The sequence below is a fragment of the Variovorax pasteuri genome, from assembly GCF_051216435.1.
Classification (GTDB): domain Bacteria; phylum Pseudomonadota; class Gammaproteobacteria; order Burkholderiales; family Burkholderiaceae_C; genus Variovorax.
On record NZ_JBPJZS010000003.1, the window covers coordinates 39692 to 60811 of the forward strand.

Genomic DNA, 21120 nt, shown 5'->3' on the forward strand with positions numbered 1-21120 from the left:
AAAGACAGGAGACAACGCCATGCTGCTCAGCGCCGACCAGGAAGCCATTCGCGACGCGGTACGCGATTTTTCGCAAGCCGAGCTGTGGCCCCACGCCCCCACGTGGGACCGCGAACACAGCTTCCCCAAGGAGGCCCACCAGGGTCTGGCCGCGCTGGGCGCCTACGGCATCTGCGTGCCGGAAGAGCACGGCGGCGCCGGCCTCGACTACCTCACGCTGGCGCTGGTGCTGGAAGAAATCGCGGCCGGCGACGGCGGCACCAGCACCGCCATCAGCGTGACCAACTGCCCGGTCAACGCCATCCTGATGCGCTACGGCAATGCCGCACAGAAGAAGCAATGGCTGGAGCCGCTGGCGCAAGGGCAGATGCTCGGCGCCTTCTGCCTCACCGAGCCGCAGGCCGGCAGCGACGCATCGAGCCTGCGCACCACGGCGCGCAAGGACGGCGACGGCTACGTCATCGACGGCGTGAAGCAGTTCATCACCAGCGGCAAGAACGGCCAGGTGGCCATCGTCATCGCCGTGACCGACAAGGGCGCGGGCAAGCGCGGCATGAGCGCGTTCATCGTGCCGACCGATGCGCCCGGCTACCACGTGGCGCGGCTGGAAGACAAGCTGGGCCAGCACAGCAGCGACACCGCGCAGATCAACTTCGACGGCTGCCGCATCCTGCGCGAGAACCTCATCGGCGCGGAAGGCGAGGGCTACAAGATTGCGCTCGGCGCGCTCGAGGGCGGGCGCATCGGCATCGCCGCGCAGAGCGTGGGCATGGCGCGCAGCGCCTTCGATGTGGCGCTGGCCTATGCCAAGGAGCGCCAGGCCTTCGGCGGCGCGATCTTCGACCAGCAGGCCGTGGGCTTCCGCCTGGCCGACTGCGCGACGCAGATCGAGGCTGCGCGTCAACTGATCTGGCACGCCGCCAGCCTGCGCGACGCCGGCCGGCCGTGCCTGAAGGAGGCAGCCATGGCCAAGCTCTTCGCGAGCGAGATGGCCGAGCGCGTGTGCAGCGCCGCCATCCAGACGCTGGGCGGCTACGGCTACGTGAACGACTTTCCGCTGGAGCGCATCTACCGCGACGTGCGCGTGTGCCAGATCTACGAAGGCACGTCGGACATCCAGAAGCTGCTGATTCAACGCGCGCTGGCCTGAACGAAGGGCGGCAGGCCGGGGCTGCGGGGGGGCTTCCCGGGCGGCTTCGGGCTTGCCCTCTCGGCCCGGGGCCCGCGAGGTGTTCCAATAGCGGTCTTCATGAGCGCCATCGACCCTCCCACCGGACCTTGCCCCTGCGGCCGCGCCGACCGCCGCGACAAGCCCATCGGCTATGCCCTGTGCTGCGGCCGCTATCTCGACGATTTCGAGAACACCCCCGCGCCGGACGCCGAATCGCTGATGCGTTCGCGCTATTCGGCCTTCGTGCTGGAACGCGCCGAGTACCTGCTCGCCACCTGGGACGCCGCCAAACGGCCGGCCTCGATCGAGTTCGAGCCGGGCGTCAAATGGCTGGGGCTGGACATCCGTTCGCGCTCGGTGCTCGACTCCGACCATGCCGAGGTCGAATTCGTCGCCCGCCAGCGCAGCAGCACCGGCACGGCCACCCGCCTGCACGAGCGCAGTCGCTTCGTGCGCGAAGGCGACCGTTGGTACTACCTCGACGGCGACCTGCAGCAGCCTGCGGGTTGACGCGCCGGGCCAGGGCTCGCACAATCAGCCCCGCTCCGGGGTGCACACATGTGGTGTGCTGAGATGGCAAAGCTGCCGACCCGCGAACTTGATCCGGGTCATACCGGCGTAAGAAGAGCTGCACTCCCTGACTTCGGTCCGTCACTCCCCTTCCGTGACGGGCTTTTGCCGAAGTCCATCGAGCGATTGCGGAGCACCCTTTCCCTCAACAAGGAGTGCCCCCCGATGAATGCGCCCGACAAGTTCACCTCCCTGCTTTCGCTCACGCGAGAGCCTTTCCCCGCCTCCCACAAGTGCCTGATTCCGGGCAGCCGGCCCGACCTCAACGTGCCGGTGCGCGACGTGCTGCTGACCAACGGCGAGACGGTGTCGCTCTACGACACCTCGGGCCCGTACACCGACGCCAAGGTCGACATCGACGTGCGCCGCGGCCTGCCCGACGTGCGCGGCGCATGGATCGCCGAGCGCAACGACACCGAAAGTTACGAAGGCCGCTCGCACCAGGCGCTCGACGAGGGCCTGAAGCACGCCCACGACCATGACGCCCTGCGCCTGGCCGAGCTGCGCGCCGCCGCCTCGGCCTTGCAGCGCACGCCGCGCCGCGCAAAGTCGGGCGCCAACGTCACGCAGATGCACTACGCACGCCGAGGCATCGTCACCCCCGAGATGGAATACGTGGCACTGCGCGAGAACGGCAAGCGCGAATGGATGGCCGAGTACCTCGCCAACGAGGAGCGTGCGAAGCGCGTGGCCGGCAACCCGATGGGCGCCAGCATTCCGCGCATCATCACGCCCGAGTTCGTGCGCGACGAGGTGGCCCGGGGCCGCGCGATCATTCCGGCCAACATCAACCATCCCGAAGTCGAGCCGATGGCGATCGGGCGCAACTTCAAGGTGAAGATCAACGCCAACATCGGCAACTCGGCCGTCACCTCGAGCATCGAGGAAGAGGTCGAGAAGCTGGTGTGGGCCATTCGCTGGGGCGCCGACAACGTGATGGACCTGTCGACCGGCAAGAACATCCACACCACGCGCGACTGGATCGTGCGCAACTCGCCGGTGCCCATCGGCACCGTGCCGATCTACCAGGCGCTGGAGAAGGTGGGCGGCGTGGCCGAAGACCTGACCTGGGAGATCTTCCGCGACACGCTGATCGAGCAGGCGGAGCAGGGCATCGACTACTTCACCATCCACGCCGGTGTGCGGCTGCCGTTCATTCACCTGACGGCCGACCGCATGACGGGCATCGTGTCGCGCGGCGGCTCGATCATGGCCAAGTGGTGCATTGCGCATCACAAGGAGAGCTTCCTGTACGAGCGCTTCGAGGACATCTGCGACATCATGAAGGCGTACGACGTGAGCTTCTCGCTGGGCGACGGGCTGCGTCCGGGCTCGGGCGCGGACGCCAACGACGAGGCGCAGTTCGCCGAGCTGCGCACGCTGGGCGAGCTCACCCAGGTCGCGTGGAAGCACGACGTGCAGACCATGATCGAAGGGCCGGGCCATGTGCCGATGCACATGATCCAGGCCAACATGGACGAGCAGATCAAGCACTGCCACGAGGCGCCGTTCTACACGCTCGGGCCGCTGACCATCGACATTGCGCCGGGCTACGACCACATCTCCAGTGCCATCGGGGCCGCGATGATCGGCTGGGCCGGCACTGCGATGCTTTGCTACGTGACGCCCAAGGAGCATCTCGGGTTGCCTGATCGTGATGACGTGAAGCAGGGGATCATTGCCTACAAGATCGCGGCGCATGCGGCGGACGTGGCCAAGGGGCATCCGGGGGCTCGGTCGCGTGACGATGCGCTGAGCAAGGCGCGTTTCGAGTTTCGCTGGCAGGACCAGTTCAACCTGGGCCTGGACCCGGACACTGCGCGCGAGTTCCATGACGAGACGCTGCCCAAGGACTCCAGCAAGGTGGCGCACTTCTGCTCTATGTGCGGGCCGAAGTTCTGCTCCATGAAGATCACGCAGGAGGTGCGGGAGTACGCGGCCAAGAAGGGAGTGGCTGAGGCTGCTGCTGTGGCTGAGGGGATGGAGCAGAAGTCCAAGGAGTTCATGGCGGGGGGGGGAGAGATCTACATTCCTATTCGGGCTGTGTCTTAGTTTTTTTCCCGGGGCCGGGACTCGCTCCGGCGGGCGACTTACTTTCTTTTGCTTCGCCAAAAGAAAGTAAGCAAAGAAAAGGCGACCCCACTGTCTGCGACCCCTGCGCTGCGCTACGGGGCAACCTGCGGTGCTCGCGTTTCGCGGGGTCTCGCAGAACTCGCTTCGCTCAAACAGCTGCGAGCCCTGATCCGCGAAACACTGCGCTCCTCGGCGCAGCCAGAGGGGGTGCAGACCAATCGGGCCATTGCTTCGCTCGGCCAAGCCGCCGCAGGCGCTGCGCGCCTGCGGCGGTTGGTATGGGGTCTTTAGGGTTGGCTGTTGGCAATTCGGAAGCCGAGCGCAGCGACGGCCCGCTGGTATCCCCACCCCTTCTGGATGCGCCGAGGAGCGCAGCGTTTCGCGGATCAGGGCTCGCCCTTGTCTGAGCGAAGCGAGTTTGGGCGAGACCCCGCGAAACGTGAGCACCGCAGGTTGCCCGTAGCGAAGCGAAGGGACGCAGCCAGCAGGGGTCGCCTTTCTTTGCTTACTTTCTTTGGCGAAGCAAAGAAAGTAAGTCGCCCGCCGGGGCGAGACCCGGCCCCGGGAAAAAACCAATTGCTACCATCCCCCCAAGCCATTAGCCAAGCCAAGAACCCCAAATGCCCCAATTCCCTTTCACCGCAGTCCTCTTCGACTGCGACGGCGTCCTGGTCGACTCCGAACCCATCACCAACCGCGTGCTCGCCGACATGCTCGGCGAACTCGGCTGGCACCTCACCACCGAAGAGTCGATGAACACCTTCACCGGCAAGGCCGTGAAGGACGAAGCCGCGCTCATCGAGTCGAAGACCGGCGTGAAGATCACCGACGAGTGGCTCAAGCGCTTTCGCGCGCGCCGCAACGAGGCGCTGGAGCGCGACCTCGTCGCCATCCCGCACGCCCCCGCGGCAATCCGCCAGATCCACACCCTGCTCAAGGGCCGCATCGCCTGCGCCTCGGGCGCCGACCGCCACAAGGTCGAATTGCAGCTCGCCAAGGTCGGCCTGCTCGACTGCTTCCAGGGCCGCATCTTCAGCGGCCATGAAATGCCCCGTTCCAAGCCGCACCCCGACGTGTACCTTGCCGCGGCCGAAGCCCTCGGCGTGGACCCGAAGCGTTGCGCGGTGGTCGAGGACACGGTCACCGGCGCGATGGCCGGCGTGGCCGCGGGCGCCACGGTGTTCGGCTACAGCACCGGCGAGTCGGGCCACAGCGGCCCCGGCCCGCTGCTGAGCGTGGGCGTGGCGCGGGTGTTCAGCGACATGGCCGAATTGCCCGCGCTGCTTTCGGGCTACGGGCTGCAGGCGGCCTGAGTTTCTGATGCAATGAGGGGCTCGACCGCCGCGCCACAAGGCACACAGCAAGGAACGCCCCCATGACCTCCGAATACAAGACCGAGCAACCCGAACGCACCGAGATCGACGCACGCACCGGCCCCGCCGTGGTCGAGTTCGGCACCAACTGGTGCGGCATCTGCAAGGCCGCGCAGCCCCATATTGCCGAGGCCTTTGCCAAGTACCCGGACGTGCCCCGCATCAAGGTGGAAGACGGCAGCGGCCGGCCGCTGGGCCGCTCGTTCAACGTGCGGCTCTGGCCCACGCTGGTGTTCATGCGCGATGGCAAGGAGATCGCGAAGCTGGTGCGTCCGGAAGACAGCCAGTCGATCGCCGACGCGCTGGCGAAAATCGCCCAACCCGGCTGACGCGCTACAGCCCCTGCTGGCGGAAATCGCGCGGCGCATGCCCCGTCCACTGCAGGAACGCACGCGAAAAACTCTTCTCGTTGCGAAATCCCACGGCCAGCGCCACCTGCTTGATCGGCCGCGTCGTGCGCCGCAGCTGGTCGACCGCCATCGCGTGGCGCACTTCGTTCTTCAGCGCCTGCAGCGAGGTGCCTTCCTCGTGCAGTTGCCGGTGCAGCGTGCGGCTCGATACGTTGAGCAGGCCGGCCAGCGCCTCGGCCGTGGTCGCCTCGCTGGCGCGTGAACGCAGCAGCTCGCGCACGCGCTGGCCCAGCAGCCGGTCGCGCCGATACTGCAGGATCGTCAGCGGCAGTGCGCGCTTGAGCATCGTGCGCAGCGCACGCTCGTCGCGCTGCAGCGGCAGGGCGAGGTAGCGCTCGTCGAAGCTGATGCTTGCCTGCGGCGCATCGAAGCGCACGTCGGGCGTGAACATCGGCGCATAGGCGTCGGCATGCGCCGGCGCGGCGAACGGAAAGCTCGCGTGGCGCAGCGAAATGCGCGAGTCGATCGCCCAGCACATGTAGCCGTGCATGAAGCGCAGGCTGGTTACCAGGCAGAACTCGCGAAAGTCATCGTCCAGCGGGCGGTTCTCGGTGATGCGCAGCGTGGCCACGCCGCCCGCCACGTCGAGCGCCAAGCCGATGTCCTCCGTCAGCAGCCGGTGGTGTCGGCACCAGCGCTTGATGGCCACGCCCAGGTCGGGCGAACTCAGCGAGGCGCGGCACAGCATGCCGTAGCTGCCCCAGGGCAGGCGCCGCGAGAACCAGCCGAGCGCCTCGTCGTCGAGCTCCTGCATGGCATGGTCCGACAGCGCCTCGAACTGCGCGGCCGTCACCCGCGCACCGGGCCGGGCCAGTTCACGCGGCGTGATCTGTGCCGCCTTCAGCGCCTCGGACGGGTCCTTGTCATAGCGCGCGTAGCCCTGCACGATGGCTCTCACGAAGGCCATCGGCGTGACGGCACGGGCGGGTCTGAGGAACGACGGGGACGACATGGTTTGGCGGGCCGGGCGTGGCGCAATTTGCAACCATTGTGGCGCCAATTGCGGCGCTACCGGGCGTAAGCTGTGTTGTTCCAAGCGCCATACCGCGTGGGCAGCCCTGCGCGCCGACCCCTCAGAGGAGACAAGACACATGCACGATCCCGGCCTGAACTTCGACCTGGGCGACACCATCGACGCGCTGCGCAGCGCCATCCAGGACTTTGCGGCGAACGAAATCGCGCCGCGCGCTGCCGACATCGACCGCGACAACCTGTTCCCGCACGACCTCTGGCAGAAGCTCGGCGAGCTCGGCCTGCACGGCATGACGGTGAAGGAAGAGTTCGGCGGCACCGAGCTGGGCTACCTGGCGCACATCGTGGCCATGGAAGAAGTCTCGCGTGCCTCGGCCTCGGTGGGCCTGTCGTACGGCGCGCACTCCAACCTGTGCGTGAACCAGATCCACCGCAACGGCAGCGACGCGCAGAAGAAGAAATACCTGCCCAAGCTGGTGAGCGGCGAGCACGTCGGCGCGCTGGCCATGAGCGAGCCCAACGCCGGCTCCGACGTGGTGAGCATGAAGCTCAAGGCCGAGAAGAAGAACGGCTTCTACGTGCTCAACGGCGGCAAGATGTGGATCACCAACGGCGGCGACGCCGACACGCTGGTCATCTACGCCAAGACCGAGCCCGAGATGGGCGCGCGCGGCATGACGGCCTTCATCGTCGAGAAGAACTTCAAGGGCTTCTCGGCCGGCACCAAGCTCGACAAGCTGGGCATGCGCGGCTCCAACACCTATCCGCTGTTCTTCGACAACTGCGAGGTGCCCGAAGAAAACGTGCTGGGCGGCGAAGGTCTGGGCGCCAAGGTGCTGATGAGTGGGCTCGATTACGAACGCGCGGTGCTGTCCGGCGGCCCGCTGGGCATCATGGCCGCGTGCATGGACGCGGTGCTGCCCTTCGTGCACGAGCGCAAGCAGTTCGGCCAGAGCATCGGCGAGTTCCAACTGATGCAGGGCAAGCTGGCCGACATGTACTCGACGTGGCAGGCCACACGGGCCTACGTGTACGCCGTGGGCAAGGCCTGCGACCGCAACGACCATGCGCGCACCTTCCGCAAGGACGCGGCCGGCGCGATCCTGTACTCGGCCGAGAAGGCGACGTGGATGGCCGGCGAGGCGATCCAGGCGCTGGGCGGCGTGGGGTACACGAAGGACTTTCCGGTGGAGCGGCTGTGGCGCGATGCCAAGCTGTACGAGATCGGTGCGGGCACGAGCGAGATTCGCCGGATGCTGATCGGTCGCGAGCTGTTCGCGGAAACGGCGTAGGCTGCTTTCTCCCTCCCCTTTCGGGGGAGGGCAGGGGTGGGGGCACGCGGCCTTCGACGAGGCGCAGCGCCGAACAGACGCCGCTTGCCCCCATCCCAACCTTCCCCCAAAGGGGGAAGGAGCCAGACAAAGGAGACAAGGACATGAACATGACTGTTTCGTTGACCGAGAGCTACGGCAAGGGCGCCACCGACGTCCCCCTCATCGAACAACCCATCGGCGACTTCTTCGACGACATGGTCGAGAAGCACCCCGACCGTGAAGCGCTCATCAGCCGCCACCAAGGCCAGCGCTACACCTACCGCGAGTTGCAGGCCGAGTCGAACAAGCTCGCGAGCGCCTTGCTGAACCTCGGCCTCGCCCCCGGCGACCGCGTGGGCATCTGGTCGCACAACAACGTGCCGTGGGTGCTGATGCAGATCGCCACCGCCAAGGTCGGCCTGATCCTCGTCAACATCAACCCGGCCTACCGCACCTCCGAGCTCGAGTACGCGCTCAACAAGGTCGGCTGCAAGGCGCTGGTGACGATGGCGCAGTTCAAGACCAGCGACTACCTCGGCATGCTGCGCGAGCTGGGCCCGGCGAAGCTGCCGCAGCTGCTGCACACGTTCTGGATCGACAAGCCCGGGCAGAGCCATGCGGAAGATGAGCAGCCCGGCATGCAGCGCTTCTCGCAGCTGCTTGCGAGCGGTGACGCGACCGACGCGCGCATCGCGCAGGTCCAGAAGACGCTGAAGGCCACCGACCCCATCAACATCCAGTTCACCAGCGGCACCACGGGCTTTCCCAAGGGTGCGACGCTCACGCACCGCAACATCCTGAACAACGGCTTCTTCATCGGCGAGTGCATGAAGCTCTCGCCCGTCGACAAGCTGTGCATTCCCGTGCCGCTGTACCACTGCTTCGGCATGGTGCTGGGCAACCTGGCCTGCCTCACGCACGGCTCGGCCATCGTCTACCCGAACGACGGCTTCGATCCGCTCACCGTGCTGGAGACCGTGCAGGCCGAGAAGTGCACCGGGCTGCACGGCGTGCCCACGATGTTCATCGCCGAGCTCGACCATCCGCGCTTCAAGGAGTTCGACCTCTCGACATTGCGCACCGGCATCATGGCCGGCTCGCCGTGCCCCACCGAGGTGATGAAGCGCGTGGTCGACCAGATGCACCTGGGCGAGATCACCATCGCCTACGGCATGACCGAGACCAGCCCCGTGAGCTGCCAGAGCAGCACCGACACGCCGCTGGACAAGCGCGTGTCCACCGTGGGCACGGTGCAGCCGCACCTGGAGGTGAAGATCATCGACCCCGAGACCGGCGCGATCGTGCCGACCGGCCAATCGGGCGAGCTCTGCACCCGCGGCTACTCGGTGATGCACGGCTACTGGGAAGACGAGCCGCGCACGCGCGAAGCCATCGACGCCGAGCACTGGATGCACACGGGCGACCTGGCAACGATGGACGCCGAGGGCTACGTCAACATCGTCGGGCGCATCAAGGACCTGGTGATCCGCGGCGGCGAGAACATCTACCCGCGCGAGATCGAGGAGTTCCTGTACCGCCACCCGAAGGTGCAGGACGTGCAGGTCGTCGGCCTGCCCGACAGGAAGTACGGCGAGGAGCTGTGCGCCTGGATCATCGTCAAGCCCGGCCAGAGCGCGACGGACACCGAGATCCGCGACTTCTGCAAGGGCCAGATCGCGCACTACAAGGTGCCGAAGTACATCCAGTTCGTCACCGAGTTCCCGATGACGGTGACCGGCAAGATCCAGAAATTCAAGATCCGCGACGCCATGACCGAGCAGCTCGGCCTGACGAAAGAAAAGACAGCATGAGCAAACTCGAAACCAAACTGAATGCGCGTTCGGCCGATTTCCAGGCGAACGCCGCGGCGATGCGCGCGTTGGTCGATGACCTGCAGGCGCAGTTCGCCAAGGTGGAGCAGGGTGGCGGCGAGGCCGCACGCGCCAAGCACACGGCACGCGGCAAGCTGCTGCCGCGCGACCGCGTGGCCGAGCTGCTGGACCCGGGCACGCCCTTCCTGGAGATCGCGCCGCTGGCCGCGCATGCGATGTACCTCGACGCCAAGGGGGCCGAGTCGGCGCCCGGCGCGGGCCTCATCGCGGGCATTGGCCGGGTGAACGGCGTCGACTGCATGGTCGTCTGCAACGACGCCACGGTGAAGGGCGGCACCTACTACCCGATGACGGTGAAGAAGCACCTGCGCGCGCAGGAAATCGCCGAGCAAAACCGCCTGCCCTGCATCTACCTCGTGGACTCGGGCGGCGCCAACCTGCCGAACCAGGACGAGGTGTTTCCCGACCGCGACCACTTCGGCCGCATCTTCTACAACCAGGCCAACATGAGCGCCCAGGGCATCCCGCAGATCGCGGTGGTCATGGGCTCGTGCACGGCAGGCGGCGCCTACGTGCCGGCGATGAGCGACGAATCGATCATCGTGAAGAACCAGGGCACCATCTTCCTGGGCGGCCCGCCGCTCGTGAAGGCGGCCACCGGCGAGGTGGTCACGGCCGAAGACCTGGGCGGCGGCGACGTGCACACGCGCCTGTCGGGCGTGGCCGACCACCTGGCGCAGAACGACCTGCATGCGCTGGCGCTGGCGCGCACCGCGGTGGCCAACCTCAATGCGAAGGCGGCCGAGGCGCCGGCAGCAGCCAAGGGCGGTGCCGAGGTGCGCCAGCCCGCGTTCCCGCGCGAAGAGCTCTACGGCGTGATCCCCACCGACACGCGCAAGCCCTTCGACGTGCGCGAGATCATTGCGCGCATCGTCGACGGCAGCGAGTTCCACGAGTTCAAGGCCCGCTTCGGCGCCACGCTGGTCTGCGGCTTTGCCGAGATCGAAGGCATGCCCGTGGGCATCATCGCCAACAACGGCATCCTGTTCAGCGAGTCGGCGCAGAAGGGCGCGCACTTCATCGAGCTGTGCTGCCACCGCAAGATCCCGCTGGTGTTCCTGCAGAACATCACCGGCTTCATGGTGGGCCGCAAGTACGAGAACGAAGGCATCGCGCGCCACGGCGCCAAGATGGTGACGGCGGTGGCCACAGCCAACGTGCCCAAGTTCACCATCATCATCGGCGGCAGCTTCGGCGCCGGCAACTACGGCATGTGCGGGCGTGCGTACAGCCCGCGCTTTCTCTGGATGTGGCCCAACGCGCGCATCAGCGTCATGGGCGGCGAGCAGGCCGCGAGCGTGCTGGCCACGGTGAAGCGCGACGGCATCGAGCTGAAGGGCGGCAGCTGGAGCAAGGAAGAGGAAGAAGCCTTCAAGGCCCCCATCCGCCAGCAGTACGAAGACCAGGGCCACCCCTACTACGCCACCGCGCGCATCTGGGACGACGGCATCATCGATCCGGCCGACACGCGCCGCGTGCTGGCGCTGGGCCTGGCGGCGTCGCGCAATGCACCGATTCCCGAGCCCAAGTTCGGCATCTTCCGCATGTAGGAACCGCACGGAGACGCTTTCATGACGCTGCGCCGCCTCTCGCTCATCACCGCCTTGCTTTGCATGTCGCTGGGCGCGCACGCGCAGAACGTGGCGCGCCGCGACGTCGAGATACCGATGGCGGTCAAGGGCTTCTTCGGCGAGTCGCACATCAAGCTCGCCGCCACCGAATACAGGCCCGAGGGCGACGGCCCGTTTCCGGTGCTGGTGATCAACCACGGCACGCCGCGCTCGCCCACCGACTTTCCGAAGATGCAGGACCGCTATGCGCGGCAGGCCGAGTTCTTCGCGAAGCGTGGCTTCCTGGTCATCAACCCGCTGCGCCGCGGCTACGGAAAGTCCGACGGGCCGTGGGCCGAGAACTACTTCAGCTGCGCCAACCCCGACTACGTGCACGCCGGGCTCGAAACCGCGAAGGACATCGGCGCGGCGCTCGACTACGCGCGCTCGCTGCCGTATGCCGATGCGCAGCACATGGTGCTGCTGGGCAAGTCGGCCGGCGGCTTCGGCGTGCTGGCGCTGTCGAGCCTGAACCCGGCCGGCGTGGTCGGCACCATCAACTTCGCGGGCGGACGCGGCTCGCGCGGGCCGGACGACGTGTGCAACGAAGCGAAGCTGGTCGATGCCTTCGGCCGCTACGCCTCGACCACGAAGGTACCGATGCTGTGGGTCTATTCCGAGAACGATCATTTCTTCGGGCCCGCGCTGGCGAGCCGCCTGCTGGCGGCGTACAAGGCCCAGGGCGTCGACGTGCGCTTCGAGGGCGTGCCGCCCTACGGCAACGACGGCCACGCCTTCTTCGAAGGCCGCGACAACACCGCGATCTGGGTGCCCATGGTGGACCAGTTCCTCGCGAAGCTGGGCCTGGCCCGGCAGGTGCAATGAAGACAGACAAGACACAACGGACATGAGCGACTACACCAAGCTGAAACTTTCCATCGACGGCGAAAGCCCCGTCGCGCGCATCTGGCTCGACCAGCCCGACGCACGCAACGCCTTCGACGATGTCGTCATCGCCGAGCTGACGCGGGCCTTCACCGAAGCCGGCGCCGCCGCGCAGGTGAAAGCCATCGTGCTCGGCGCGAGCGGCCCGGCCTTCTGCGCGGGCGCCAACCTCAACTGGATGCGCCGCATGGCCGACTACACGCGCGACGAGAACATCGCCGACGCGGGCAAGCTGGCCGCCATGCTGCGCACCATCGCCGAGTGCCCCAAGCCCACCATCGCGCGCGTGCAGGGCGATGTGTATGCGGGCGGCATGGGGCTGGTCGCGGCCTGCGACATGGCGGTAAGCGTGGACACCGCCTGGTACTGTCTGAGCGAAGTGAAGATCGGCCTCGTGCCCGCGACCATCAGCCCCTACGTGCTTCGCGCCATGGGCACGCGCGCCTCGCAGCGCTACTTCCTCACGGCCGAGCGCTTCACGGCCGCCGAGGCGCACCGCATCGGCTTCGTGCACGAAGTGGTCGCCGCCGACGCGCTCGATGCCAAGGTCGACGAACTCGTCAAGGCACTCACCGGCGCGAGCCCGGCCGCCGTGCGCGCCTGCAAACAGCTGATTGCCGAGGTGGACGGCCGCGAGATCGACGACGCCTTGATCGCCAAGACCGTCGAGGGCATCGCCGACATCCGCGCGAGCGACGAAGGCCGCGAGGGCGTGCAGGCCTTCCTGCAGAAGCGCAAGCCGTCATGGCTGGCAGCCAAGGCCTGACGCCCATGCCGCACACACTCATCGAACGCATGGACGCGTGGCTGTCCGCCCACCGCGCGGACTACCACGCGTCGCTGCGGCCCGGCGTGGGCGATGACGACCTCGATGCCTTCGAGGCGAAGTTTTCGCTCAAGCTGCCCGAGGCTTTCCGCGCGCTCTACCGCTGGCGCGACGGCCAGCCGAACAGCAACTTCGACAGCCTGCAGCACAACCGCATGTTCAGCGCGCTCGGGGACATCGCCGACACCAAGGAGATGCTGGACGACATGATCGGCACCGACTTCGAAGACCCTGCCACCTGGCGGCGCGGCTGGGTGCCTTTTCTGTCGAACGGCGGTGGCAGCTACCTGTGCGTGGACATCGATGCGGAAGGCGGCGGCCAGCCGGGGCAACTCGTCGCCTTCTGGAAAGCCGACGAAGACCGCCCCGTGGAGCATGCGTCCGTCGATGCATGGCTCGCGGACCTCGTGGCTTCCATGGAAGCCGGCACGATCGAATTCGACTGAGGGCCGCCCATGAACACCAGCCTCGACATGCCCCAACTGCTCGCACTGGCCGCCGCCATCGGCTGGGCCAGCGGCGTGCGGCTCTACCTGGTCGTGCTGCTGACGGGCGTGGTCGGCTACTTCGGCTGGGTGCCGCTGCCCAGCGGGCTGCAGCTGCTGGCGCATCCGGTGGTCATCGCGGCCAGCGGTTTCATGGTGTTCATCGAGTTCTTCGCCGACAAGATTCCCGGCCTCGATTCGCTGTGGGACATGGTGCACACCGCCATCCGCATCCCGGCCGGCGCAGCGCTCGCGGCCAGCGTGTTCGGCGCCGACCACGGCGTGCTGGCCGTCGTCGCCGCACTGGTGGGCGGCGGCTTCGCGGCCACCGCGCATGCGGCCAAGGCCACCACGCGCGCGGCCATCAACACCTCGCCCGAGCCGTTCTCCAACGTGGGCGCTTCGCTGGTCGAGGACACGATGGTGCCGGCGGGGCTGTGGCTCGCGGTGGCGCACCCCTTCGTCTTTCTGGTGCTGTTCGTGCTGGTGCTTGTGGCGAGCGTGTGGCTCATTCGCAAGAGCTGGCGTTTCCTCAAGGCGCTGTTCGCCCGCGTGGCCCGCATCTTCAGCGGCCGATCCGATCCAGGCGTGGTGCCCGCGTTTCAACTGAAAAAGAATCCTCCGGGAGACACTCCGAATGTTTAAGAAGATCCTGATCGCCAATCGCGGTGACCAGCCGCGAAGCGGCGCAGCGGCGAAGCCAAATTGCATGGCACGCGCAGCGTGCGCAGGCGATTTCACCGCGAAAGCACTCCATGTTTAAGAAGATCCTGATCGCCAATCGCGGTGAAATCGCGTGCCGCGTTGCCGCCACCGCACGCCGCATGGCCATTCGCACCGTGGCCGTGTATTCCGATGCCGACGCGCATGCCAACCATGTGCGCGCCTGCGACGAGTCGGTCCACATCGGCGGCAGCGCGCCCAAGGACAGCTACCTGCGCTGGGAGCGCATCCTCGAAGCCGCCAAGGCCACGGGCGCCGAGGCGGTGCACCCGGGCTACGGCTTCCTGAGCGAGAACGAAGAGTTCGCGCAGGCCTGCGCCGACGCGGGCCTGGTCTTCATCGGCCCGCCGCCCTCGGCCATCAAGGCCATGGGCCTGAAGGCCGAGTCGAAGCAGCTGATGGAAAAGGCCGGCGTGCCGCTGGTGCCCGGCTACCACGGCCATGACCAGAACCCGCAACTGCTGCAGCGCGAGGCCGACCGCATCGGCTACCCGGTGCTCATCAAGGCCAGCGCCGGCGGCGGCGGCAAGGGCATGCGTGCGGTCGACAAGGCGCAAGACTTCGCCGCCGCGCTGGCGTCGTGCCAACGCGAAGCGATCAACAGCTTCGGCGACGACGCGGTGCTGATCGAGAAGTACGTGCAGCGCCCGCGCCACATCGAGATCCAGGTGTTCGGCGACACGCAGGGCAACTACGTCTACCTGTTCGAGCGCGACTGCTCGGTGCAGCGGCGCCACCAGAAGGTGCTGGAGGAAGCGCCCGCGCCCGGCATGACCGAGGCCATGCGCAAGCAGATGGGCGACGCCGCCGTGTCGGCAGCACGCGCGGTGAACTACGTGGGCGCGGGCACGGTGGAGTTCATCGTCGAGCAGCGCGACGGCGGAGAGATGAATTTCTTCTTCATGGAGATGAACACCCGCCTGCAGGTGGAGCACCCTGTCACCGAAGCCATCACCGGGCTGGACCTCGTCGAGTGGCAACTGCGCGTGGCATCGGGCGAACCGTTGCCTGCGAAGCAGGCGGACCTGAAGATTCACGGCCACGCCATCGAGGCGCGCATCTGCGCCGAGAACCCCGACAACAACTTCCTGCCCGCCACCGGCACCTTGCGCGTGTACCGCAAGCCGCAAGCCACCGCATTCCAGCGCAGCCGCGTACGCATTGACGATGGCGTGCGCGAGGGCGGCGAGATCTCGCCCTTCTACGACTCGATGATCGCCAAGCTCATCGTGCACGGCGCCACGCGCGACGAGGCGCTGGCCCGGCTCGACGCCGCGCTGGCGCAGGTGCAGATCGTGGGCGTGCAGACCAACGTGCAGTTCCTGCGCGGCATCCTGGCCACCGAATCGTTCGCGAAGGCCAACCTCGACACCGCGCTGATCGAGCGCGAACGCGCCGTGCTGTTCGACCGGGAGGCCCTGGGCCTGCCGCTGGCCGCCGCGGCGGCCATCACGCGAACGCTCGTCACCGAATGGCCCGGCAAGTTGCCCGACCCCTTCGCGCGCCGCGACGGCTGGCGCTCGCACGGCGAGTACCTGCGTCGCTTCGACTTCGAGTTTCGCGGCGCCGAGCAGATTGCCCTGCTGACCTACAAGCGCGACGGCAGCCTGTGGCTGGAAGCCGGCGGCGCCGAAGGCCCGCTGGTGATCGGCCAGTTCCCGACCGGCGAGTTCGAGGTGGAATTCGCCGGCACGCGCCAGACGCTGGCCGTGCACGTCGACGGCGCCACGTCGCACATCTTCGCTTCGAAGGGCGCGACGAAGATCACCACCATCGACCGCCTCGCGCATGCCGGCGAGACCCAGGCCGAAGGCGGCCGGCTCACCGCGCCGATGCCCGGCAAGGTCGTGTCCTTCGCCGTGAAGGCCGGCGACAAGGTCACGCGCGGCCAGCCGCTGGCGGTGATGGAGGCCATGAAAATGGAGCACACGATCGCCGCGCCGGCCGACGGCACGGTGGAGGAGCTGATGTTCTCCCCGGGCGAGCAGGTGGCCGAGGGCGACGAATTGCTGCGGATGAGTGCGGCGGCGGCCTGAAAAAAGTTAACCCCGTTCCGGGCGGCCGCCCGTATCAGCTGCGGTAGTCATCACTCAAGGATCTCCAATGACCTCTCGCACGCTTTCCGGTTCGCCGCTTTTCTTGTCTGTCCGCCAGCGGTCGGGCATCGTCCTCGTGGCCTTGGCGGCGGCGTTGTCGCTGGCGGGCTGCGAACGCAAGAGCAACGAGGCCGCGCTGGCCGCACCCGTGCCGGCCGCGCCCATGCAGGCCGCGCCCAGCATCGCCGGCGGCATGGCCATGAAGGAGCAGCGCCGCGCGCGCGTGGCGGACACGGCGTCCGCCGAAGCCGATGCGTCGCAAGACACCCCGCTGCAGCGTTTCCTGGCGGTGCGGCAGGAGCTGAACGTGGAGGTGCCTTCGGAGCAACTCGCCGACGCCTGGGGCAAGGTGCGCGACCTGTGCGGCACGCTGAAGTGCGAGCTGCTGTCGTCCTCGCTGCTGCGCGAGACGCCGCAGCAGCCCGGCAACGCCATGCTCGAAGTGCGCGTGGAGCCGGCCGACGTCGACAAGCTGCTCGGCGGCCTGGCGGGCGTGGCGAACGTGGTCTCGCACACCACCACCAGCGAGGACAAGACCGCCGAGGTGATCGACGTCGAAGCCCGCATCAGGAACCGCACTGAGTTCCGCGACAGCCTGCGCACCATGCTGCGCGACACCGTCACCAAGCGCACCATGGCCGACCTGCTGGCCATCCAGCGCACGCTGTCGGACACCCAGGCCGAGCTGGACGCCATCGCCACGCAGCGCAAGGTGCTGGCGCAGCAGACCAGCAAGCAGCACATCCAGATCCAGTTCACGCCGCGGCGCGCGCTGGTGGGCAGCGGCGACGGCTACAGCCCGATGGGCCAGGCGCTGCGCAATGCCGGCTCGGTGCTGGCGGAAAGCGTGGGCGCGCTGATCACCTTCGTGGCGGCGGTGTTGCCGTGGCTGGTGCTGGTGGTGCTGCCGCTGGGGTGGCTGGTGCGGGTGCTGTGGCGCCGTCGCAAGGCCAGGGCGGCCTGAGCTGCCTGTCGGTGAAGCACGACGCAGCGGGCTGCGCCGTGCGCGTGGTCAGCCCACCACCACTTCGCTGATCTGCATCACCGGCGCGATGTCGGTGTAGTTCTTGATGTCGCCCTGGATCTCCTTCGCGTGCGGCCCGAACGCCGCCTGGAAGGCCTCGACCGATTCGCTGAACACGTGGCACATGCCGACGTAGGTGGGCGGCGAGCCCGGTGCGCCGCCGCCCAGGCCCTTGTCGATGGTGTACGACAGGCAGGCGTCGCCCATGCGGGCCTTGAGCAGCGGCATGTGCTTGTCGCGGTAGTACGCGTGGTCGAAGCGGGCATCGGCCGCGTAGGGGTACATCACGCTGACTTTGATCATGGGTGTCTCCTGATGGGATCGGACGGTTGACGGGCGTTCGAGCATAGCCATCCAGGGGCGAGGCGTCAGCGCCCTCACTAAGATCCGTCCCCATGCGAATCACCGTCTACCTCACCGACAACCGCCCAGACCCCTGGATCCAAGGCCTGCAGGCCGAACTCCCCGACGCCGTCATCGAGGCCTGGAAGCCCGGCGCGCCGCAGGCCGACCATGCCGTGGTGTGGGCGCCACCGCAACAGTTTCTCGACGAGCAGCCCGGGCTGCGCGGCCTCTTCAACATCGGCGCGGGCGTGGATGCACTGCTCAAGCTCAAGGTGCCTGCGCACACGCGCATCGTGCGGCTCGACGATGCCGGCATGTCGGTGCAGATGGCCGAGTACGTGTGCCACACGCTCATTCGCCACTTCCGCGAGTTCGACGTGTACGAGGCCGATGCGCGCGAAGGCAAGTGGAGCTACCGCAAGCCGCGGCTGCGCAGCGATTTCCCGGTCGGCATCATGGGCCTGGGCGTGCTCGGCGAGCGCGTGGCAAAGGCGGTCGCGCAGTTCGAGTTTCCGGTGCTGGGCTGGAGCCGCTCGCCGAAGCACATCGACGGCGTGCAGGTGTTCAGCGGCGAGGCGCAGTTCGACGAGTTCCTGTCGTCCACGCGCGTGCTCATCAACCTGCTGCCGCTGACCGAGGCCACGCGCGGCATCCTCAACCGCACCACGCTGGGCAAGCTGCGGCCTGAGGGCTACCTGATCAGCATCGCGCGCGGCGGTCACCTGGTCGAGGACGACCTGATCCCGATGCTCGACGCCGGCCAGCTCGCGGGCGCGACGCTGGACGTGTTCCAGGTCGAGCCGCTGCCGGCCGACCACGCCTTCTGGCGCCACCCCAAGATCACCGTGACGCCGCACGGCTCGGCGCGCACGCTGCGCGAGGAATCGATCAGCCAGATCGCCGGGAAGATCCGCGCGATGGAGCAGGGCCTGCCGGTGAACGGCGTGGTCGATCCGACGCGCGGCTACTGACGACGACCGCACGCAAGCGCCAGCCCACGGCGCTTGCCACTGAAACGCGGCGCGAACGGCCAAGGGAAGGGGAAACCCCGAGGCATTTGTTTTTCACATCCATGAAAATCTTTTCATGATTGTGAAAACTGCGTTCCGCGTGATCGAGATCGTCGAGCTCTTCGCTCGAGAGAAACAGCCGCTGGCGCTGTCCGAGATGGCGCGCCTGCTCGACATGCCGGTGTCCAGCTGCCTGGGCCTGATCCGCACGCTCGAGGAGCAGGGCTACATGTACGAGACCGGCCGCCGCCAGGGCTACTACCCGACGGGCCGGCTGCTGGCGATGGCGCAGGTCATCGCCGCCCACGACCCGGTGCTCGACCGGGTGAAGGCCACGCTCGAAGAGCTGCGCGATGCCGCCCGCGAGACCGTGGTGTTCGGCAAGTTTCGCGACGCGGGCCAGGTGGTGTACCTGGAGGTGCTGAGCGCGCCGCAGGCCATCCGCTACTCCGCCGAATCGGGCGAGACGCGCCCGGCCTACGCCAATTCGCTGGGCCGCGCGCTGCTGTCCACGCTCGTCCCCGAGGCGCGCCGCAAGCTGCTCGACGGCCTGACGCTCGCGCCGTTGACCGATGCCACGCTCACCACCGCCGAGGCCATCGAGGCCGAGCTGCAAAGCGCCGCCGCGCGCGGCTGGTACGGCAACCTCGGCGAAAGCATTCCCGACCTGATCGGCCTGGCCTGGCCGCTGCGCATCGGCGGCGAGGCGTACGCCATTTCGGTCGCCGGCCCGCGCTACCGCGTGGAGCCGCGCATCGAGGAGATCGCCGCGATGCTGCGCTCGGCCTGCCTCGCCATCGAACCCAAGACAGAAAGCCCCCGATGACCCCCGCCCCGACTGCCGCTGCCGCTGCCGCTGCCGCTGCGCCCCGCTACTTCGTCCGCGAGGACGAGATCGCCGGCTACCACCCCGCCAACCACACCGGCACGCTGAACAAGCGGCTGATCGGCCCCGAGACGGTGGGCGCGAAGCAGATCGAGGTGCTGGTCGGCCACATCCAGAAGGGCAAGGGCGCGCTGCCGCATGCGCACCCGGGCATCGAGCAGGTCTGCTACATGCTCGAAGGCCGCGCGGTCGCCGAGGTGGGCGGCCAGCGGCAGGAGTTGGGCCCGGGCGACAGCTGCTTTTTTCCGGCCGACGCGATGCACACCTTCACGGTGGTGAGCGACGAGCCGGTGCGCGTGCTGGTGATCTACAGCCCGCCGTACGAGGAGCTGCCGGAGCGCGTGATCCGGCCCTGAACCGAAGCGCCTCGAACCCGGTTCGCAGGCGCGGCTTTGCACCGACAACAACCCCGGAGACAAGCACCCATGAAGACGACGAAGAACGCGACCGAGCAAACGGTCGTGGTGGCGAACCGCCGCCGTTTCATTTCCATCGGCGCGGCCGCAGGCCTTGCCGGCGCCGCGCCATGGGCCTTCGCGCAGGACGGCTACCCCAGGCTGCCGATCAAGCTCGTCGTGCCCTTCGCGGCCGGCAGCGGCACCGATGCGGTGGCGCGCATCACCGGGCAGATGCTCGGCGAGGCGCTCAAGGGCTCGGTCATCGTGGACAACCGCGCGGGCGCCAACGGCGTGATCGCGGCCGAACTGGTGGCCAAGGCGCCGCCCGACGGCTACACGCTGTTCATGACGACCAACACCACGCATTCGGCCAACCCGAGCCTGATGAAGTCGCTGCCCTACGACCCGGTGAAAGACTTCGCACCCGTGAGCCGCATGGGCAACCTGCCGTTCATGCTGGTGGTGAACAACGACCTGCCGGTGAAGAGCGTGGCCGAGCTGCTGGCCTGGGGCCGCGCGAACCCGGGCAAGCTGACCTATGCGAGCGGCAACAGCACCGGCATCGTGAGCGGTGCCACGCTGTCGCGCATGAGCGGCATCCCGATGCTGCATGTGCCGTACAAGAGCACGCCGCCGGCCATCGCCGACCTGATCGGCGGCCAGGTGTCGATGATGGTGGTCGACCTGGCGGCGGGGCTGGCCACGGTGAAGGCCGGCAAGATGCGCGCGATCGCGGTGACCACCCAGGAGCGCACCAAGCTGTTCCCCGAACTGCCGCCGCTGGCCGACACGCCCGAACTGAAGGGCTTCGACATCACGTCGTGGAACGGCGTGTTCGCGCCGGCCGGCACGCCGAAGGACATCGTGCGCCAGCTCAACAAGGCGCTGTCGGACATGGCCAACGGCACGGCGTTTCGCGAGCGGGTGGCCAAGCTGGGCTTCGATGCGTTCGGCAGCACGCCGGAGGCGCTGGGAGCGTTCACGGTGTCGGAGCTGGCGAAGTGGAAGAAGCTGATCCAGGCTGCGGGCATTCAACCCGAATGAGCGCGTTGAATTTC

At 67.7% G+C, this 21120-nt stretch carries 20 protein-coding genes and 1 riboswitch; of the genes, 18 read left to right on the forward strand and 2 right to left on the reverse strand.

What is annotated here, in order from left to right:
- Window positions 1–19: 19 nt before the first annotated feature.
- The 5 genes from ACSFBM_RS13665 (at window position 20) to ACSFBM_RS13685 (ending at window position 5516) form a co-directional block, all read left to right on the forward strand.
- Window positions 20–1150: an acyl-CoA dehydrogenase family protein gene (locus ACSFBM_RS13665; protein WP_435484832.1), complete on the forward strand. Its 1131-nt coding sequence runs from the start codon at window positions 20–22 to the stop codon at window positions 1148–1150.
- 99 nt (window positions 1151–1249) lie between these two features.
- Window positions 1250–1681, forward strand: coding sequence for a YchJ family protein (locus ACSFBM_RS13670; protein WP_435484833.1), 432 nt, complete (start codon window positions 1250–1252; stop codon window positions 1679–1681).
- 26 nt (window positions 1682–1707) lie between these two features.
- Window positions 1708–1813, forward strand: a riboswitch (TPP riboswitch).
- Window positions 1814–1906: 93 nt separating this feature from the next.
- Complete coding sequence (thiC, locus tag ACSFBM_RS13675) at window positions 1907–3793, forward strand: phosphomethylpyrimidine synthase ThiC (protein ID WP_435484834.1); 1887 nt, start codon at window positions 1907–1909, stop codon at window positions 3791–3793.
- 641 nt (window positions 3794–4434) lie between these two features.
- Window positions 4435–5127: an HAD family hydrolase gene (locus ACSFBM_RS13680; RefSeq protein ID WP_435484835.1), complete on the forward strand. Its 693-nt coding sequence runs from the start codon at window positions 4435–4437 to the stop codon at window positions 5125–5127.
- A gap of 62 nt (window positions 5128–5189) precedes the next feature.
- Window positions 5190–5516, forward strand: coding sequence for a thioredoxin family protein (locus ACSFBM_RS13685; RefSeq protein ID WP_435484836.1), 327 nt, complete (start codon window positions 5190–5192; stop codon window positions 5514–5516).
- A 4-nt stretch (window positions 5517–5520) separates the two neighbouring features.
- On the opposite strand, the gene ACSFBM_RS13690 is transcribed toward ACSFBM_RS13685, so the two are convergent.
- Entirely contained in the window at window positions 5521–6549 is a 1029-nt protein-coding gene (locus ACSFBM_RS13690; RefSeq protein ID WP_435484837.1) for an AraC family transcriptional regulator, read from the reverse strand.
- 139 nt (window positions 6550–6688) lie between these two features.
- On the opposite strand from ACSFBM_RS13690, the gene ACSFBM_RS13695 reads away from it, so the two are divergent.
- From ACSFBM_RS13695 to ACSFBM_RS13735, 9 genes are all read left to right on the forward strand, one after another.
- Window positions 6689–7861, forward strand: a complete 1173-nt coding sequence (locus ACSFBM_RS13695; RefSeq protein WP_435436751.1) for an isovaleryl-CoA dehydrogenase — start codon at window positions 6689–6691, stop codon at window positions 7859–7861.
- Window positions 7862–8004: 143 nt separating this feature from the next.
- Entirely contained in the window at window positions 8005–9693 is a 1689-nt protein-coding gene (locus ACSFBM_RS13700) for an AMP-binding protein (protein WP_435484838.1), read from the forward strand.
- The gene (locus ACSFBM_RS13705; protein ID WP_435484839.1) at window positions 9690–11324 is read left to right on the forward strand and encodes a carboxyl transferase domain-containing protein; all 1635 of its coding nucleotides are present in this window, start codon (window positions 9690–9692) and stop codon (window positions 11322–11324) included. The genes ACSFBM_RS13700 and ACSFBM_RS13705 overlap by 4 nt, the downstream gene beginning before the upstream one ends.
- Before the next feature lie 21 nt (window positions 11325–11345).
- The gene (locus tag ACSFBM_RS13710) at window positions 11346–12209 is read left to right on the forward strand and encodes an alpha/beta hydrolase family protein (RefSeq protein ID WP_435484840.1); all 864 of its coding nucleotides are present in this window, start codon (window positions 11346–11348) and stop codon (window positions 12207–12209) included.
- 22 nt (window positions 12210–12231) lie between these two features.
- Window positions 12232–13035: an enoyl-CoA hydratase/isomerase family protein gene (locus ACSFBM_RS13715; protein WP_435484841.1), complete on the forward strand. Its 804-nt coding sequence runs from the start codon at window positions 12232–12234 to the stop codon at window positions 13033–13035.
- Window positions 13036–13040: 5 nt separating this feature from the next.
- A complete protein-coding gene (locus tag ACSFBM_RS13720; protein ID WP_435484842.1) occupies window positions 13041–13541 on the forward strand; it encodes an SMI1/KNR4 family protein in 501 nt (166 codons plus the stop codon).
- A gap of 9 nt (window positions 13542–13550) precedes the next feature.
- Window positions 13551–14225, forward strand: coding sequence for a DUF4126 domain-containing protein (locus tag ACSFBM_RS13725; protein WP_435484843.1), 675 nt, complete (start codon window positions 13551–13553; stop codon window positions 14223–14225).
- Window positions 14226–14335: 110 nt separating this feature from the next.
- Window positions 14336–16339, forward strand: coding sequence for an acetyl/propionyl/methylcrotonyl-CoA carboxylase subunit alpha (locus tag ACSFBM_RS13730; RefSeq protein WP_435484844.1), 2004 nt, complete (start codon window positions 14336–14338; stop codon window positions 16337–16339).
- 67 nt (window positions 16340–16406) lie between these two features.
- Window positions 16407–17363, forward strand: a complete 957-nt coding sequence (locus ACSFBM_RS13735) for a DUF4349 domain-containing protein (protein ID WP_435484845.1) — start codon at window positions 16407–16409, stop codon at window positions 17361–17363.
- Between the two features lie 48 nt (window positions 17364–17411).
- Here ACSFBM_RS13735 and ACSFBM_RS13740 read toward each other — a convergent pair whose 3' ends face one another.
- On the reverse strand, window positions 17412–17726 hold the full coding sequence (locus ACSFBM_RS13740) for an EthD family reductase (RefSeq protein WP_435484846.1): 315 nt from the start codon (window positions 17724–17726) through the stop codon (window positions 17412–17414).
- Window positions 17727–17818: 92 nt separating this feature from the next.
- Here ACSFBM_RS13740 and ACSFBM_RS13745 point away from each other — a divergent pair, with 92 nt between their 5' ends.
- The 4 genes from ACSFBM_RS13745 to ACSFBM_RS13760 all read left to right on the forward strand — a co-directional run bounded on the left by ACSFBM_RS13745 (window position 17819) and on the right by ACSFBM_RS13760 (window position 21106).
- A complete protein-coding gene (locus tag ACSFBM_RS13745) occupies window positions 17819–18739 on the forward strand; it encodes a 2-hydroxyacid dehydrogenase (protein WP_435484847.1) in 921 nt (306 codons plus the stop codon).
- A 115-nt stretch (window positions 18740–18854) separates the two neighbouring features.
- On the forward strand, window positions 18855–19604 hold the full coding sequence (locus ACSFBM_RS13750; protein ID WP_435484848.1) for an IclR family transcriptional regulator: 750 nt from the start codon (window positions 18855–18857) through the stop codon (window positions 19602–19604).
- Window positions 19601–20020, forward strand: a complete 420-nt coding sequence (locus ACSFBM_RS13755; protein WP_435484849.1) for a cupin domain-containing protein — start codon at window positions 19601–19603, stop codon at window positions 20018–20020. Before ACSFBM_RS13750 ends, ACSFBM_RS13755 begins: the two co-directional genes overlap by 4 nt.
- Before the next feature lie 69 nt (window positions 20021–20089).
- On the forward strand, window positions 20090–21106 hold the full coding sequence (locus tag ACSFBM_RS13760) for a Bug family tripartite tricarboxylate transporter substrate binding protein (protein ID WP_435436764.1): 1017 nt from the start codon (window positions 20090–20092) through the stop codon (window positions 21104–21106).
- Window positions 21107–21120: the final 14 nt, after the last annotated feature.

Bases quoted from the DNA above. Each gene is read 5' to 3' on its own strand.
- ACSFBM_RS13665 (WP_435484832.1), top strand. From the start codon at position 20: ATGCTGCTCAGCGCCGACCAGGAAGCCATTCGCGACGCGGTACGCGAT.
- ACSFBM_RS13670 (WP_435484833.1), top strand. From the start codon at position 1,250: ATGAGCGCCATCGACCCTCCCACCGGACCTTGCCCCTGCGGCCGCGCC.
- thiC (WP_435484834.1), top strand. From the start codon at position 1,907: ATGAATGCGCCCGACAAGTTCACCTCCCTGCTTTCGCTCACGCGAGAG.
- ACSFBM_RS13680 (WP_435484835.1), top strand. From the start codon at position 4,435: ATGCCCCAATTCCCTTTCACCGCAGTCCTCTTCGACTGCGACGGCGTC.
- ACSFBM_RS13685 (WP_435484836.1), top strand. From the start codon at position 5,190: ATGACCTCCGAATACAAGACCGAGCAACCCGAACGCACCGAGATCGAC.
- ACSFBM_RS13690 (WP_435484837.1), bottom strand. From the start codon at position 6,549: ATGTCGTCCCCGTCGTTCCTCAGACCCGCCCGTGCCGTCACGCCGATG.
- ACSFBM_RS13695 (WP_435436751.1), top strand. From the start codon at position 6,689: ATGCACGATCCCGGCCTGAACTTCGACCTGGGCGACACCATCGACGCG.
- ACSFBM_RS13700 (WP_435484838.1), top strand. From the start codon at position 8,005: ATGAACATGACTGTTTCGTTGACCGAGAGCTACGGCAAGGGCGCCACC.
- ACSFBM_RS13705 (WP_435484839.1), top strand. From the start codon at position 9,690: ATGAGCAAACTCGAAACCAAACTGAATGCGCGTTCGGCCGATTTCCAG.
- ACSFBM_RS13710 (WP_435484840.1), top strand. From the start codon at position 11,346: ATGACGCTGCGCCGCCTCTCGCTCATCACCGCCTTGCTTTGCATGTCG.
- ACSFBM_RS13715 (WP_435484841.1), top strand. From the start codon at position 12,232: ATGAGCGACTACACCAAGCTGAAACTTTCCATCGACGGCGAAAGCCCC.
- ACSFBM_RS13720 (WP_435484842.1), top strand. From the start codon at position 13,041: ATGCCGCACACACTCATCGAACGCATGGACGCGTGGCTGTCCGCCCAC.
- ACSFBM_RS13725 (WP_435484843.1), top strand. From the start codon at position 13,551: ATGAACACCAGCCTCGACATGCCCCAACTGCTCGCACTGGCCGCCGCC.
- ACSFBM_RS13730 (WP_435484844.1), top strand. From the start codon at position 14,336: ATGTTTAAGAAGATCCTGATCGCCAATCGCGGTGAAATCGCGTGCCGC.
- ACSFBM_RS13735 (WP_435484845.1), top strand. From the start codon at position 16,407: ATGACCTCTCGCACGCTTTCCGGTTCGCCGCTTTTCTTGTCTGTCCGC.
- ACSFBM_RS13740 (WP_435484846.1), bottom strand. From the start codon at position 17,726: ATGATCAAAGTCAGCGTGATGTACCCCTACGCGGCCGATGCCCGCTTC.
- ACSFBM_RS13745 (WP_435484847.1), top strand. From the start codon at position 17,819: ATGCGAATCACCGTCTACCTCACCGACAACCGCCCAGACCCCTGGATC.
- ACSFBM_RS13750 (WP_435484848.1), top strand. From the start codon at position 18,855: ATGATTGTGAAAACTGCGTTCCGCGTGATCGAGATCGTCGAGCTCTTC.
- ACSFBM_RS13755 (WP_435484849.1), top strand. From the start codon at position 19,601: ATGACCCCCGCCCCGACTGCCGCTGCCGCTGCCGCTGCCGCTGCGCCC.
- ACSFBM_RS13760 (WP_435436764.1), top strand. From the start codon at position 20,090: ATGAAGACGACGAAGAACGCGACCGAGCAAACGGTCGTGGTGGCGAAC.